General features: G+C 69.3%; 13 protein-coding genes. All 13 read right to left on the bottom strand.

Annotated features, from left to right (window positions below; all coding sequences use genetic code 11):
- Window positions 1-2 precede the first annotated feature (2 nt).
- The 13 genes from ispG to AC1DWJ_RS12340 all read right to left on the bottom strand — a co-directional run bounded on the left by ispG (window position 3) and on the right by AC1DWJ_RS12340 (window position 13,999).
- Window positions 3-1,163: a flavodoxin-dependent (E)-4-hydroxy-3-methylbut-2-enyl-diphosphate synthase gene (ispG, locus tag AC1DWJ_RS12400; protein ID WP_457253281.1), complete on the bottom strand. Its 1,161-nt coding sequence runs from the start codon at window positions 1,161-1,163 to the stop codon at window positions 3-5.
- A 51-nt stretch (window positions 1,164-1,214) separates the two neighbouring features.
- Window positions 1,215-2,576 (bottom strand): M50 family metallopeptidase, encoded by a 1,362-nt coding sequence (locus AC1DWJ_RS12395; protein ID WP_457253282.1) that lies wholly within the window; start codon window positions 2,574-2,576, stop codon window positions 1,215-1,217.
- A complete protein-coding gene (dxr, locus tag AC1DWJ_RS12390; RefSeq protein ID WP_477620905.1) occupies window positions 2,573-3,826 on the bottom strand; it encodes a 1-deoxy-D-xylulose-5-phosphate reductoisomerase in 1,254 nt (417 codons plus the stop codon). Before dxr ends, AC1DWJ_RS12395 begins: the two co-directional genes overlap by 4 nt.
- A 163-nt stretch (window positions 3,827-3,989) precedes the next feature.
- A complete protein-coding gene (locus tag AC1DWJ_RS12385; protein ID WP_477620904.1) occupies window positions 3,990-4,346 on the bottom strand; it encodes a barstar family protein in 357 nt (118 codons plus the stop codon).
- Complete coding sequence (locus AC1DWJ_RS12380) at window positions 4,343-4,819, bottom strand: guanyl-specific ribonuclease (protein WP_457253285.1); 477 nt, start codon at window positions 4,817-4,819, stop codon at window positions 4,343-4,345. The genes AC1DWJ_RS12385 and AC1DWJ_RS12380 overlap by 4 nt, the downstream gene beginning before the upstream one ends.
- A gap of 62 nt (window positions 4,820-4,881) precedes the next feature.
- Window positions 4,882-5,973 carry a DnaB-like helicase C-terminal domain-containing protein gene (locus tag AC1DWJ_RS12375; RefSeq protein WP_457253286.1) on the bottom strand — a complete coding sequence of 364 codons (1,092 nt, stop codon included), beginning with the start codon at window positions 5,971-5,973 and terminating at the stop codon, window positions 4,882-4,884.
- Between the two features lie 82 nt (window positions 5,974-6,055).
- Window positions 6,056-7,516, bottom strand: a complete 1,461-nt coding sequence (locus AC1DWJ_RS12370; protein WP_457253287.1) for an NAD-dependent succinate-semialdehyde dehydrogenase — start codon at window positions 7,514-7,516, stop codon at window positions 6,056-6,058.
- Complete coding sequence (gene speB / locus AC1DWJ_RS12365; RefSeq protein ID WP_477620903.1) at window positions 7,516-8,631, bottom strand: agmatinase; 1,116 nt, start codon at window positions 8,629-8,631, stop codon at window positions 7,516-7,518. The genes AC1DWJ_RS12370 and speB overlap by 1 nt, the downstream gene beginning before the upstream one ends.
- A 34-nt stretch (window positions 8,632-8,665) precedes the next feature.
- Window positions 8,666-9,940 carry a saccharopine dehydrogenase family protein gene (locus AC1DWJ_RS12360; protein ID WP_477620902.1) on the bottom strand — a complete coding sequence of 425 codons (1,275 nt, stop codon included), beginning with the start codon at window positions 9,938-9,940 and terminating at the stop codon, window positions 8,666-8,668.
- A 5-nt stretch (window positions 9,941-9,945) separates the two neighbouring features.
- On the bottom strand, window positions 9,946-10,737 hold the full coding sequence (locus tag AC1DWJ_RS12355) for an ABC transporter permease (protein WP_457254156.1): 792 nt from the start codon (window positions 10,735-10,737) through the stop codon (window positions 9,946-9,948).
- A gap of 9 nt (window positions 10,738-10,746) precedes the next feature.
- Window positions 10,747-11,664 (bottom strand): ABC transporter permease, encoded by a 918-nt coding sequence (locus AC1DWJ_RS12350; RefSeq protein WP_477620901.1) that lies wholly within the window; start codon window positions 11,662-11,664, stop codon window positions 10,747-10,749.
- The gene (locus AC1DWJ_RS12345; RefSeq protein WP_457253291.1) at window positions 11,664-12,776 is read right to left on the bottom strand and encodes an ABC transporter ATP-binding protein; all 1,113 of its coding nucleotides are present in this window, start codon (window positions 12,774-12,776) and stop codon (window positions 11,664-11,666) included. The genes AC1DWJ_RS12350 and AC1DWJ_RS12345 overlap by 1 nt, the downstream gene beginning before the upstream one ends.
- Window positions 12,776-13,999 carry a polyamine ABC transporter substrate-binding protein gene (locus tag AC1DWJ_RS12340; protein WP_457253292.1) on the bottom strand — a complete coding sequence of 408 codons (1,224 nt, stop codon included), beginning with the start codon at window positions 13,997-13,999 and terminating at the stop codon, window positions 12,776-12,778. Before AC1DWJ_RS12340 ends, AC1DWJ_RS12345 begins: the two co-directional genes overlap by 1 nt.
- Window positions 14,000-14,017 lie beyond the last annotated feature (18 nt).

The raw sequence follows: 14,017 nt of genomic DNA, 5'->3' as shown, positions 1-14,017 counted from the left end.
GGTCAGCCGACGGTGACCGAGGGGGCGCCCGCGCTCTCCTCGGTCATCGGCTCGCCCATCTCCTCGGCGATCCGCATCGCCTCCTCGATCAGGGTCTCGACGATCTGGCTCTCGGGGACGGTCTTGATGACCTCACCCTTGACGAAGATCTGGCCCTTGCCGTTGCCAGAGGCCACACCGAGGTCAGCCTCGCGGGCCTCCCCCGGTCCGTTGACGACGCAGCCCATGACGGCCACCCGGAGCGGCACGGTCATGCCCTCGAGCCCAGCGGTGACCGCGTCGGCGAGCTTGTAGACGTCGACCTGGGCGCGCCCGCAGGAGGGGCACGAGACGATCTCGAGCTTGCGCGGCTTGAGGTTCAACGACTGGAGGATCTGGTTGCCGACCTTGACCTCCTCCACCGGCGGGGCGGACAGGGACACCCGGATCGTGTCGCCGATGCCCTTGGACAGCAGGGCACCGAAGGCCGTCGCCGACTTGATCGTGCCCTGGAAGGCCGGTCCGGCCTCGGTGACGCCGAGGTGCAGGGGCCAGTCACCGCGTTCGGAGAGCATCTCGTAGGCCTTGACCATGACGACGGGGTCGTTGTGCTTGACCGAGATCTTGAAGTCGTGGAAGTCGTGCTCCTCGAAGAGCGAGGCCTCCCAGACCGCGGACTCGACCAGCGCCTCGGCAGTGGCCTTGCCGTACTTCTCGAGCAGACGGGGGTCGAGAGAACCCGCGTTGACGCCGATTCGGATCGAGACGCCTGCGTCCTTCGCAGCGGCGGCGATCTGCTTGACCTGGTCGTCGAACTTGCGGATGTTGCCGGGGTTGACCCGCACCGCGGCGCAGCCGGCGTCGATCGCGGCGAACACGTACTTCGGCTGGAAGTGGATGTCGGCGATGACGGGGATCTGCGACTTCCGGGCGATCGCGGGCAGCGCGTCGGCGTCGTCCTGGCTCGGGCACGCGACGCGCACGATGTCACATCCCGAGGCGGTCAGCTCGGCGATCTGCTGCAGCGTGGAGTTGATGTCGGTGGTCGGGGTCGTGCACATCGACTGCACCGAGATGGGCGCGTCACCGCCGACCTCGACCTTGCCGACCTTGATCTTGCGCGTCTTGCGCCGGGGCGCGAGGACGGGCGGGGGCAGGGCCGGCATACCGAGTCCAACAGTCATGGTTGCAGTATCTCCCAAGGGGATGGTGGGTCGGGCGCCGGCCGGGGCCGGTCAGCCGAGCTTGACGGGCTTGACGAAGTCGGCGTAGATCAGCAGGGCCGACATCCCGATGAGCACCATGGACACGGCATACGCCACCGGCAGGGCCTTGGCGACGTCGACGTGGCCGGGGTCGGGGCGCTTGAGCAGGCGGGCGGTGTTGCGCTTCAGCCCTTCCCACAGCGCGCCCGCAACGTGGCCGCCGTCGAGCGGCAGGAGCGGGATGAGGTTGAAGACGAAGAGGGCGAGGTTCAAGCCGACCATCAGGGACAGGATGGTGACGAACCGGCCGACGACGCTGTTGTCGAGCCCCTCCACCTGACCGGAAGCGACCTCACCAGCAGCGCGGCCGACTCCCACGACCGACTGCGGTCCGTTGGGGTCACGCGCCTCGGAGCCGAAGGCGGCTTGCGCGACATCGGTCAACCGCTGCGGCAGGTGCAGGAAGAGCTCACCGACGTGCCCTACGTAGCTGCCGATGATCCCGGGGACGACGGTGAGGGACTGGCGCTCGCGAGCCATGACGGGCGCGGACGTGACGCCGAGGAAGCCTGCGCTCACCACGACGGGGTCCCCGGCGTCGTCGACGAGCGGCGTGCCGTCCTGACCGACCTGCTGGATCGTGTTGCGGATCGGCGTGACCTGCAAGGTCTGCTGCGCGCCGTCCCGGAGCACGACGACGGGGGTCGACTCCCCGATCCGCGGACGGATCAGCTTGCCGACGTCGGAGGTGCGCTTGATGGGCTGCCCGGCGACTGACAGCAGCTTGTCGCCCGCCTTGACGCCGGCGAGGAAGGCGGGGGTCTTGGGGTCCGTGGGAGCGCAGGTGGCCTTGGTGGCGGCGGCGCTGGCCGGCACCACACATTCGGCGACGGTGGCGACGACGGCGCCGTCCTTCTCCACCTCCTGGCCGTAGATGGTGACGATCCCGCTGAGGACCACCACGGCGATGAGCAGGTTCATCACCGGGCCACCCATCATCACGATGACCTTCTTGGGGACCGAGAGCTTGTAGAAGACCCGGTCCTCGTCGCCGGGCTTGATCTCCTCGAGGCTCAGCTGGCGGGCCTCGTCGGCGAGCTGGGTGAACCGCCCGGTGCTCGACACCCGGATCGTCCCCTCGGCGTCACCCGGCCGCGGCGGGAACATGCCGATCATCCGGATGTAGCCGCCGAGCGGGATCGCCTTGATGCCGTACTCGGTCTCGCCACGACGGGTGGACCACACGGTCGGACCGAAGCCGACCATGTACTGGGTCACCTTGACGCCGAACTTCTTGGCGGGCACGAGGTGGCCGATCTCGTGCAGGCCGATCGACAGCCCGACCCCGAGGACCACGAGGAGCACGCCGACCACGTAGAGGAGGACGGTCATCGGTGCATCGCCCCCTCGGTGTCCGCCAGCGGTGTCGCGGTCATCCGTCCAGTCTGCAAAGCCAGCACCTTCCGTGCCTCGTCGCGCGCCCAGCGATCAGCGCGCATCACGTCCTCAACGGACAGTGTCCCTGATTCGATCCCCGCTGCGCTGCCGGATGCGTGTTCCTCGACCACTCGGGCGACCGTGTCCACGATCTCGACGAAGCCGAGGTGACCGTCGTGGAACGCGTCCACCGCGACCTCGTTGGCCGCGTTGTAGACCGCCGGGTACGTGCCTCCGGCCTCCCCCACCTGGCGGGCGAGCCGCACCGCCGGGAACGCCTCGTCGTCGAGCGGCTCGAAGTCCCAGGACTGCGCCTGCGTCCAGTCGACGGGCACGTCGACGTCCGCCAGCCGCTCCGGCCACGACAGCCCGAGTGCGATCGGCACCAGCATCCGCGGCGGACCGGCTTGCGCGATGGTCGAGCCGTCCACGAACTCGACCATCGAGTGGATCATCTGCTGGGGGTGCACGACCACGTCGATCCGGTCGAACGGGATGTCGAAGAGGAGGTGGGCCTCGATCACCTCGAGCCCCTTGTTGACCAGGGTCGCCGAGTTGGTCGTGATGACCCGCCCCATCGAGAAGTTCGGGTGCGCCAGCGCGTCGGCCGGCGTCACGTCGCGCAGCGACTCGCGGCTGCGCCCGCGGAACGGGCCACCGCTCGCCGTCACCACGAGCCTGCGCACCTCCTGGGCGCGCCCGCCCCGGAGCGACTGCGCGATGGCGGAGTGCTCCGAGTCGACCGGCACGATCTGGTCGGGGCGGGCCGCCGCCTTGACCAGCGGGCCCCCGACGATGAGCGACTCCTTGTTGGCCAGCGCGAGCGTCGAGCCCGCCGCGAGGGCCGCGAGGGTCGGCCGGAGCCCGATCGCGCCGGTGATCCCGTTGAGGACGACGTCCGCACCGCACCCGGCGGCCGCGACAGCTGCGTCGTCGCCGACCACCACCTGCGGCCGGTATGCCGCGCGGCCGGCTCGCGCGGCATACGCGGCGATCGCCTCGGCCACCTGCTCGTGGGTGCCCCGCGCGACCGCGACCAGGTCGACGTCGAAGGTGACGGCCTGCTCGGCGACGAGCTCGAGGTTCGAGCCGGCCGAGAGGGCGACCACGCGGAAGCGGTCGGGGTTGCGCGCGATGACGTCCAGGGCCTGGGTGCCGATGGAGCCGGTGGAGCCGAGGACGGCAACGGTGCGCGGGGAAGTCACTGCCCCATTGTCGCTCATGCGGAGCGTGGTGACCGCCGAGCCGGTCCCTTGTCGGCCGCAACCAAGGCAAGACCGAAGATCCCGAAGAGGACGGCGACCCCCGCGAGGGTCGCCGGGTGCACGACCCACCGGGCGGCCTTCACGCGCTCGCGGTGGGGGGGAGTCAGCGGTCGAGGACTGTCACGACGAACGTGTCGTGGTCGTTGCTCACTTCGTCCAGGACGCTCGTGATGTCCGCGTAGCCCTCGGGATGGTCGCGTCGCAGCTGCGCCACGCCGTCCCAGACGAGGTGGCGCGTGCGGCCGTCCTCGTGCGGCTCCTCGGCGTAGTCGTGCAGGCAGTCGGCGAGCGCATCGAGGTTGCGACCGAACCAGTCGGGGAAGTCCAACACCTCGGCGAACAGGTCGATGCTCTCCGCCTTGGTCGACCCGGCGGGCACCACCGACACCTCTCCCCCCTCGCGCTGGGCCTCACGCACCACCTCGGCGATGGCCACCTCGGGCCCCAGGACACGGATCACGGGCCACCTCCCTCCATCACGATGACGCGAAACGACGCATAGTGGTCAGGGGTCCAGTAGAGCTCGCCGCCGTCGCCGGTGATGATCCGCCTGGCGCCACGGTCGTCCTCGCCGGGCGTGGGCACGGTGTACTCGTGGTAGTACCCGCCCGCCTTGCGCGGCAAGAGGCGCTCACGGTTCTGGAAGACGACTCCGTCCCTGGCGTAGGGGTACGGGCCGCCGTCCGCGATCAGGTCGAGGGTCCGCTGCGCCTCCTGCGGGAGCTCGGCCAGCTGCACCGTGGGCAGGCCGCTGTCGTCCTTCGGGGCGGAGCCTGCCGCGGAGGGCGCGGACCTGGCGGAGGAGCCTCCTGCGGCGCGCTCCTCGAGCTGGCCGTCGGAGCCGTGGCCGGCCCACCACCACACCACCAGCACGACCGCGACGGCGAGCAGGGCCACCGCGAGCCTGGCGGTCCTGCGCTGGTCAGCGGGCATGGGGTCGACCCTAGGGGGGCGTTCGCGGCCCCGCACCCGGCAGAGGTCCTACGGCCGTGGGGTTACTGCTGGAAGACGCGCTCCTCGATGAGCTGCTCCTCGACGACGCGGCCCTCGGGCTCGAAGCGGCCTTGCTCGAACCGCTTCTGGAACTCCAGCTCGAGGTGGTCGGCGCCGTTGCGGTTCTTCTCGATCGACATGACGACCCAGTGGCGGAACCGCTCGGCGTTGCCGAGGTGGTAGACGAGGTGGTGCTTCGCGACGATGTCGTACTTGTCGTTGAGGATCAGCACGACGTCGGCCTCGTAGGCCAGCGCGGAGGAACCGCGCAGGTCGTTGACCCGCATGCGGCGACCGGCGACCAGGCTGGACTTGTCGGCGGCGACGATGGCGACCACCGGCACGCCGAGCTCGAGCGACATGTCCTTGAGCCGTTCGACGACGACCGAGATGCGGTCCTCCTCGTTGGTCACGCCCGGCACGGGGACCTTCTGGAGGTAGTCCACCAGCACGAGCGGTGGGCGACCGTCGGACTCGACCACCTCGGCGACCGCCGCGCGGATCGCGTCGATCGTGGTGTGCATGCCGCTGGAGGTGTGCACGTGCAGCCGCTGCGCGTAGCCCTCGAGCGCCTCGACGGCCTCGGCGCCCCCGACGGTGTCGGCGAAGCGTTCGCGCATCGACCGCGCGCGGCTGTGCCGGGCCTCGAAGCCCGCGCGAATCTTGGTGAGCCCGACGCCCTCGATGCCCTTGATGGCGCCGGCCTCGATGGCGATGAGCCGCTCGAGGATGCTGTGGGCGTCGTGCTCGTAGGTGAACAACACCGCACTGCGGTTGGCGGCCACCGTGTTGCGCAGCATCTGCAGGGCCATCGCGGTCTTGCCGAGACCCTGCGGTCCGCCGATCAGCACGAGCTCACCCGAGCGGAAGCCACCGGTCAGCGCGAGGTCGAGGGCCTCGAAGCCGGTCGGCCAGACCCGTGCCCCGGCCGTCTCACCCAGGCGGAGCTTCTCGTCGGTCTCGACGAGCACGTCGCTGAGGGAGCGCAGCCGCCCGACGTTGCGCGAGTGCGAAGCGAAGTCCTCGGATTCGGACGCGGGGTCAGGCGACAAGCTGCCCGCGACCGACAGGACGGGGGCCGGGTCCGTGGTCATGTGACCGATTCAACAACCCCACGGCCCCCGTTGGGGGAGTTTGACGTGGTTGGCATCCGAACGGATGACATTTGTCTCGCCGTTACGGGGCAATTCCGACATAGGTCGTCTCGAGGTACTCGTCAATCCCCTCGAAGCCGCCCTCCCGGCCGAAGCCAGAGGCCTTCACCCCACCGAACGGAGCGGCCGGGTTGGAGATGATCCCCTGGTTGATGCCGATCATCCCGTACTCGAGTGCCTCGCTGACCCGGATCACCCGGCCCAGGTCGTTGGTGAAGACGTAGGAAGCCAGGCCGAACTCGGTGCTGTTGGCCTTGGTGATCGCCTCGGCCTCGGTGCGGAAGGTCGTGATCGGTGCCACCGGCCCGAAGATCTCCTCGCTCATCATGCGGGCACTCATCGGGACCCCGGTGATCACGGTGGGCTCGAAGAAGTAGCCGCGCCCCTTGACCTGTCCACCGCCGGTGACGACGGTGCCGCCCTTGGCCTTGGCGTCCTCCACGAGCTCGGTCACCCCGTCGCGCGCCTTGGCGTCGATGAGCGGGCCGACGTCGACCCCCTTCTTGGTGCCCTTGCCGATGGTGAGACCAGACATCCGGGCGGCGAACTTCTTCGCGAACTGCTCGGCGATGCTCTCGTGCACGAAGAACCGGTTGGCCGCCGTGCAGGCCTCACCGATGTTGCGCATCTTGGCCAGCATCGCCCCGTCGACGGCGCGGTCGAGGTCGGCGTCCTCGAACACGATGAAGGGCGCGTTGCCGCCGAGCTCCATCGAGACCCGCAGCAGCTGCTCGGCCGACTGCTCCACGAGCTTGCGACCGATCCCCGTGGACCCGGTGAAGGTGAGCTTGCGCAACCGCGGGTCGCGGATGAGCGGCTCCATCACGTCTCCGGTGTGGGACGTGGTGATGACGTTCAGCACACCGGCGGGCAGGCCGCACTCGCGCAGCAGCTCGGCGAGGGCGAGCATCGTCAGAGGGGTCTGGCTGGCGGGCTTGACGACCATGGTGCAGCCGGCGGCGATGGCCGGGCCGATCTTGCGGGTGCCCATGGCCAGGGGGAAGTTCCACGGGGTGATCATCAGCGTCGGGCCAACCGGCTTCTTCATCGTCATCAGCCGGGTCGCGCCGTTGGGTGCGGTGGACCACCGGCCGTGGATGCGCACGGCCTCCTCGGAGAACCAGCGGAAGAACTCCGCGCCGTAGGTCACCTCGCCGCGCGACTCGGCCAGGGTCTTGCCCATCTCCAGGGTCATCAACGTGGCGAAGTCCTCGGCCCGCTCGGTGATCAGCTCGAAGGCCGCCCGGAGGATCTCGCCGCGGTCGCGCGGCGCCGTCGCCGCCCACGCCGCTTGCGCACCGGCTGCCGAGTCGAGGGCGGCCTTGCCGTCCGCGACGCTCGCGTCGGCCACGTGGGCCAGGGTGCTCCCGTTCGAGGGGTCCTCGACCGCGAGCGTGGCACCGCCGGTGGCGTCACGCCACGCGCCGCCGATGAGCAGGCCCTTGGGGACCGAGTCGATGAGGGACTTCTGCGTGGTGGCCATCAGCCCTGTTCCTCCGGTGTGTGGTCGTGCGACTGATCGGGTGCCTGGTCATGGGTCTGGTGGGTGTGCTGGTGCGGGATGTGGCCCTGCGGGATGGCGCCGTTGCGCCCCGACAGCAGTGGCTGGGACGGGTCCCAACGGGTGCCGTCACGCTCGTCCTGGCGCTTGCGGGCGATCGCCGAGAGCGCCTCCAGGACCACGCGGTTCGCGAGGGCGGCGGTGATGTCGGCGTGGTCGTAGGGCGGGCTGACCTCGACGACGTCCACACCCACCACCGGCAGCTCCAGGCAGATCCGCCGGACGGCGTCGAGGAGCTGTCGGGCCGACAGGCCACCCGGCTCCGGGGTGCCCGTGCCGGGTGCGTGCCCGGGGTCGCACACGTCGATGTCCACCGAGAGGAAGACACCCTCGCACTCGTCGGTGGCGATCGTGAAGGCCTCGGTCAGCACCTCGTCCAGCCCACGGTGCACGATCTCGGTCATCTCGAACGACCGCATCTGCTGGCCGGCCATCCAGTCGAGGGTCTCGGGCGGTGGCCAATAGCCGCGCAGCCCGATCTGGAGGAACCGGTCGCCGCGCAGGGCCCCCGACTCGATCAGCCGACGCATGGGCTGGCCGTGCCCCCACAGTGACCCGAACTCGATGTCCCCGGTGTCGGCGTGGGCGTCGAAGTGGATCATCGACACCCGTCCGTGGCCGAGCACGTTGGCGACTCCCTTGGCGTCCGGGAAGGCGATCGAGTGGTCACCTCCGAGCACCACCGGTATGGCGCCCGCGCGCGTCACGCGCTCGACGGCGGCCTCGAGCTTCGGCAGGGACCGCTCGATGTCGCCGGAGTACATCTCGACGTCGCCCGCGTCGACCACCCTGAGGTCGACGAGGCCATCGGTGCGCAGCGCCAGCGACGGTCGCGAGCCGTCGTGCGGCAGGTAGTCGGTCATCCGGATCGCCTGGGGACCGAAGCGCGTGCCCGGCCGGTGGGAGGTGCCCCCGTCGAACGGCGCGCCGAGGATGACGACGTCGGCACCGGTATACGTGGCCTCGTCGTCGAGGTCGCAGCGGTCCACGCCGAGGAAGGTGAAGTCCGGGCCGTACTGCTGGCCGTATCTCGTCATGGAACCAACCTAGTCCCGTTGCGGGCCATAGGAATCAGCGGTCTTCCAGGCCCCAGGGCGAGCCGTAGCCCTGCGGCTTCGGGGCCGCGAGCAGGTCGAGGAAAGGCTGCGCGTCGAACGCCTCCGGACCCAGCACGCCACGACCACTCCAGGCACCCGTCGCCACGAGCTCGAGGGCGACGACGGGGTTGACCGCGGTCTGCCACACGACGCACTGCGCGCCGTACTCCGCCATGGTCTCCTCGTTGTCGGAGACGTGGAAGAGATAGGTCTGACGCGGCTTCCCGTCCTTGCCGGTGCCCGTGACGAAGACGCCGGCACAGGTCTTGCCCTTCATCCGCGGCCCGATGGTGGCCGGGTCGGGCAGGACGGCCGCGACGACATCACGAGGTGACACCTCGACGCCCTTGACCCGCACCGGGTCCGTGCCGTCGAGGCCGAGCGTGTGGAGGGTGCGCAGGATGGTGATCAGCTCGTCGCCGAGGCCGTACTTGAAGGTGACCCGCTCGGCGTCCAGCCACCGCGGCATGAGCAGCACCTCCTCGTGCTCGACGTGCACGCACTCCACCGGGCCGATGCCCTCCGGGAACTCGAACACCTCGGGCTCGCTGAAGGCGGGCAGCGTGAAGAAGCCCGACTCGAGCCCTCCCCCGGCGGTGGCCCGGGACTTCTCCCACACCACGGGCGGGTTGAGGCACTCCTCGATGATGGTCCACATCGAGAACCCCGGTGCGAAGGTCTCGTTGCCCTCCTCGTCGAAGACGGCGAGGTTGGCGCCGTCCCGGGTGCCGAGCTCGTCGATGCTCGAGAACAGGTGGTCCGAGGCGTAGCGGGCGAACACGTCGGAGAGCCCGGGCTCGACACCCATGCCGAGCAGGGCCAGCTGGCCGGACTCCTCCCACTCCGAGGCCATCGCGAACTGCTCGTCGCCGAGCTTCACCCCGACCTTGGCGTAGGGCTCGTCGGGGTGGCGCCGCGAGAGGCTCATCGCCATGTCGAGGTAGCCCGCGCCCGCGGCCAGGGCGCCACGGAAGATCGGCATGACGAACCGTGGGTCCACGGCGTTGAACACGTGGGTCGACCGGTGCTCCCGCGCCAGTGCCGCGACCGCCTCCTCGTCGGACGCGTCGACCTGCGCCGCCACGAACCGCTGCTCGCCGTCCCGGCGGGCAGTCGCCGCAGCGACCGTCGCCTGTGCGCGGCCGAGGTCGTAGTCGGCGACGACCCACTGCTCGAAGAAGTCGCGCTCGACGGCAATGCGCGCGGCAGCGTCGCCGACGCCACCGGCGCCGATCATGAGGATGCGCACGGGTATCAGACCGCTTTCTGTCGTCGGTTGCTGAGGACCTGGCCGGCGATCACGAAGAGGAGGGCCGCGAGGAACACGACCGTGCCGATCACGTTGACCTGCACCGGGACACCGCGCTGGGCGGCCCCCCAGACGAACATGGGGAAGGTGATCGAGCTGGGTGAGGCGTTGAAGTTGGTGATGATGTAGTCGTCGAAGCTCAGCGAGAAGGCCAACAGCGCCCCGGCCGCGATGCCGGGAGCCGCCAGCGGCAACGTCACCCTGAGGAACGTCTGGGCCGGGGTCGCACCCAGGTCGGCCGCCGCCTCCTCCAGGCGCGGGTCCAGCGTCGCCACCCGCGCCTTGACCGCCACCACGACGAACGAGACGCAGAACATGATGTGGGCGATGAGGATCGCGAGCCCGCCGGACGGGATGCCCAGCATGAGGAAGAGCGTGAGCAGGCTGGACCCCATCACCACCTCGGGGGTGGCCATGGGTACGAAGATCAGCAGGTTCGTCGCCGCACGCCCGCGGAACTGGTAGCGGCCGAGCGCGAGGGCCACCATCGTGCCGAGCACGGTGGCGACCAGCGAGGCGGTCACGCCGATCCGCAGGCTCAGCCCCAGCGACTCGCAGATCCCCGGCGACCCGCACGGGTGCGCCCAGGCGTCGGTCGAGAACCGGGCCCAGTTGTAGTTGAACTTGCCGACCGGGTCGTTGAACGAGAACACGGCCACCACGACGTTGGGCACGAGCAGCAGCGCCAGGACGGCCAGGGCCGCGAAGGCCAGCAGGTGTCGGCGGATCCAGGACAGCACGGCCACTCAGACCAGCTCCTCGGTGCCGGCCTTGCGCACGTAGAACGTCACGAGGACGACGATCATGGTCAACAGGATGAACGACAGCGCCGCCGCGAGCGGGTAGTCGAGCACTCGCAGGAACTGGCTGTCGATGACCTGTCCGATCATCACGGTCTCGGTGTTCCCGAGCAGCCTCGAGTTGATGAAGTCGCCCGAGGCAGGGATGAAGGTGAGCAGCGTGCCGGCGACCACCCCCGGCAGGGACAGCGGCCACGTGACCCGCCGGAACGCCTCGCGCGGTGAGGCGTAGAGGTCGCCGGCCGCTTCGACCAGGCGCGGGTCGAGGCGCTCCAGGGAGGCGTAGAGCGGCAGGATCATGAACGGCAGGAAGTTGTAGGTCAGGCCGCAGATCACCGCGAACTTCGACGCGAGCAAGGTGTCGTTGGAGGTCAGGCCGACCGCCTGGAGCAGGCCCGTGAACCCGATCGACTGAGCGAATGCCACCACCGGCCCGTCGTCGGAGAGGATGTTGCGCCAGGCGAGCGTGCGGATGAGGAAGCTGGTGAAGAACGGCGCGATGACGAGGATGAGGAGGATGTTCTTCCAGCGTCCGGCCTTCTGCGCCATGAAGTACGCGAGCGGGTAACCGAGGAGCAGCGCCAGCACCGTGGCGGTCCCGGCGTAGCCGACCGAGCGCAGGAGGTGCGGCCAGTACCGCTGGACCGCGTCGGCGTAGATCGACACGTTCCCCGTGAAGACGTAGCCGTCGTCGATGTTGCCTTCCTGCAGCGACTGCGAGCCCAGCGTGACCATCGGCACGACGAAGAACACGACGAGCCACAGCAGCCCGGGAGCGAGCAGTGCGTAGGGGACCCATCGCCCGCGGCGGACCGGCTTGCGGACCGGCGCACCCGTGCCGACGACGGCAGCGCCCTCGGCCACTAGCTCTCCTCCTCGACGCCGGCGTCCGCCGCTTGGGCGGCGTCGAGGGCGAAGCCGTGCTCGGCGGCCCACGACAGGGTGACGTCCTCGCCGGGGCGGGCGCGGTCGGAGCCGTCGTTCTGCTGGACCACCGTGAGCTCGCGGCCCCACGGCATGCGGACCAGGTACTGCGTGGCCACGCCCGTGAAGGACACGTCGGTCACGGTGCCGCGGAGCCGGTTCGGACCACCGTGCTCGCCCAGCCGCAGCTTCTCGGGGCGCACACCGAGCCAGACCTCCTTGGCGTTGCCAGGCAGGTGGTCGGCCGCGACCGTCAGCGCAGTGTCGTATGCCGTGACCGGCACCTCGCCGTTCTGGGCCGGACCGGACACCGTCGCCTTGAGCAGGTTCGACTGCCCGAGGAAGTTGGCCACGAAGGTGGACGCGGGGCGTTCGTACAGGGTGGCCGGGTCGCCCAGCTGCTCGATCCGCCCGGCGTTCATCACCGCGATGGTGTCGGCCATGGTCATGGCCTCCTCCTGGTCGTGGGTGACGTGGATGAAGGTCAGCCCGACCTCCTGCTGGATGCGTTTGAGCTCGATCTGCATCTGGCGTCGCAGCTTGAGGTCGAGGGCCCCGAGCGGCTCGTCGAGCAGGAGCACGTCGGGCCGGTTCACGACGGCCCGGGCCAGGGCCACACGCTGCTGCATCCCGCCGGACAGCTGCGCCGGCCTCTTGTTCGCGACCTCGCTCAGCTGAACCAGCTCCAGCGCCTCCTTGGCCTTGGCCGCGGCGTTCCGGTCGCCCCGACGACGGAGCCCGAACTCGACGTTCTGGAGCACGTTCATGTGCGGGAAGAGGGCGTAGGACTGGAACACCGTGTTGACGTTGCGCTGGTGGGCCTTGGTGTCCGTGATCTCGGTGTCCCCGATGTGGATCCGACCCGCCGTGGGCTGCTCGAGGCCGGCCACCATCCGCAGCGTGGTCGTCTTGCCGCACCCGGACGGTCCGAGCAGGGCGAAGAACGAGCCCTGCGGGATGACGAGGTCCATCGGGTGCACCGCGGTGAAGGTGTCGAACTCCTTGGTCAGACCTGAGAGCTTCAGGTCTCCCGAGGTCTGCGTCGCCGCCATCAGCCCGTCGCCAGGTTGGTGAACAGGCGGGTGAACTCGGACTCCTCCTTGGAGGTGAGGTCGCGGAACTTCTTCGCCTTTGCGAGGGTCTCGGTGGAGGGGAAGATGAGTTGGTTCGCGGCCAGGTCCTTGTCGATGGCTGCCACCGCGTCCTTGGTGCCCGCGACAGGGGCGATGTAGTTGACCCAGGCCTCGACCTCCGCCATCACCTTCGGGTCGTAGTAGTAGTTGATGAGCTTCTCGGCGTTCTTCTTGTGCTTGGCCATGGCGGGGATGACGAAGTTGTCGGACCACAGCGTGTACCCGGCCTCGGGCAGGGTGAGCTCCAGCTCCGGTGCGTCGAGGCTGAGCGACGCCACGTCACCCGACCAGGCGACGCACGCGGCGATGTCGCCGGCGCTCAGCCCGTCGGTGTAGTCGTTGCCGGTGAACTTCTGGATCTGGCCGGCGTCCTTGGCCTTCTGGATCATGGCGATGGCAGCCTTGAAGTCAGCGTCGGTGAAGTTCGACGGGTCCTTGCCCTGGTCGAGCAGCACCAGGCCCACCGTGTCGCGCATCTCGGACAGCAGCGTCACCTTTCCCTTCAACGCCGGGTCGGTCAGCAGCTGGGTGATCGTGGTGACCTTCTTGCCACCAGTCGCCTTGGTGTTGTAGCCGATGCAGGCAAACCCAGCCTGCCAGGGCAGCGAGTACTTGCGACCCGGATCGAACGACACGTCCTGGAACGCCGCCTCGAGGTTCTGGGCGTTGGGGATGTTGGCCTTGTCCAGAGGCTGCACGTAGCCCTGGCGGATGAGCCGGGCCACCATCCAGTCGGTGGAGCACCAGACATCGCGACCGGTGTCCTGTCCACCGGCGAGCAGTGGACGCACCTTCGCGTAGAACTCGTCGTTGTCGTTGTAGTCCTCGGTGTAGTTGACCTTGATCCCGGTCGCCTTCGTGAACGCATCGAGGGTCGGGCGGCTCTTCTCGTCGTCGGAGACGTCGATGTACTGCTGCCAGTTCGACCAGTTGACGAGCTTCTCGGTGTCGGACATGTCCTGGGCGGCCTTGGCCGTCGGCGTGACCGAGCCAGTCGTGCTCGCCGAGGGACTGCGTCCCTTCGATCCGCAGGCAGCCAGTGCCGTCACACCCAGCCCGGCAACGCCGGTCATCAGGGTGCGGCGGCTGAGCGCGCCGCGGATGAAGGCGGCCTGCATGGGGGTCGGGGTCTTGTCGTTCATGGGGGCTCCTGCGGGTGA

The organism is Pedococcus sp. P2_D7 (genome assembly GCF_056404295.1).
The sequence above is the reverse complement of the archived record's forward strand: the minus strand, read 5'-3'. Positions and strand labels throughout refer to the sequence as shown.

Coding starts and splice junctions, on each gene's coding strand:
- ispG (WP_457253281.1), bottom strand. CDS start 1,163: ATGACTGTTGGACTCGGTATGCCGGCCCTGCCCCCGCCCGTCCTCGCG.
- speB (WP_477620903.1), bottom strand. CDS start 8,631: ATGACGAGATACGGCCAGCAGTACGGCCCGGACTTCACCTTCCTCGGC.
- AC1DWJ_RS12395 (WP_457253282.1), bottom strand. CDS start 2,576: ATGACCGTCCTCCTCTACGTGGTCGGCGTGCTCCTCGTGGTCCTCGGG.
- AC1DWJ_RS12375 (WP_457253286.1), bottom strand. CDS start 5,973: ATGACCACGGACCCGGCCCCCGTCCTGTCGGTCGCGGGCAGCTTGTCG.
- AC1DWJ_RS12345 (WP_457253291.1), bottom strand. CDS start 12,776: ATGGCGGCGACGCAGACCTCGGGAGACCTGAAGCTCTCAGGTCTGACC.
- AC1DWJ_RS12370 (WP_457253287.1), bottom strand. CDS start 7,516: ATGGCCACCACGCAGAAGTCCCTCATCGACTCGGTCCCCAAGGGCCTG.
- AC1DWJ_RS12380 (WP_457253285.1), bottom strand. CDS start 4,819: ATGCCCGCTGACCAGCGCAGGACCGCCAGGCTCGCGGTGGCCCTGCTC.
- AC1DWJ_RS12340 (WP_457253292.1), bottom strand. CDS start 13,999: ATGAACGACAAGACCCCGACCCCCATGCAGGCCGCCTTCATCCGCGGC.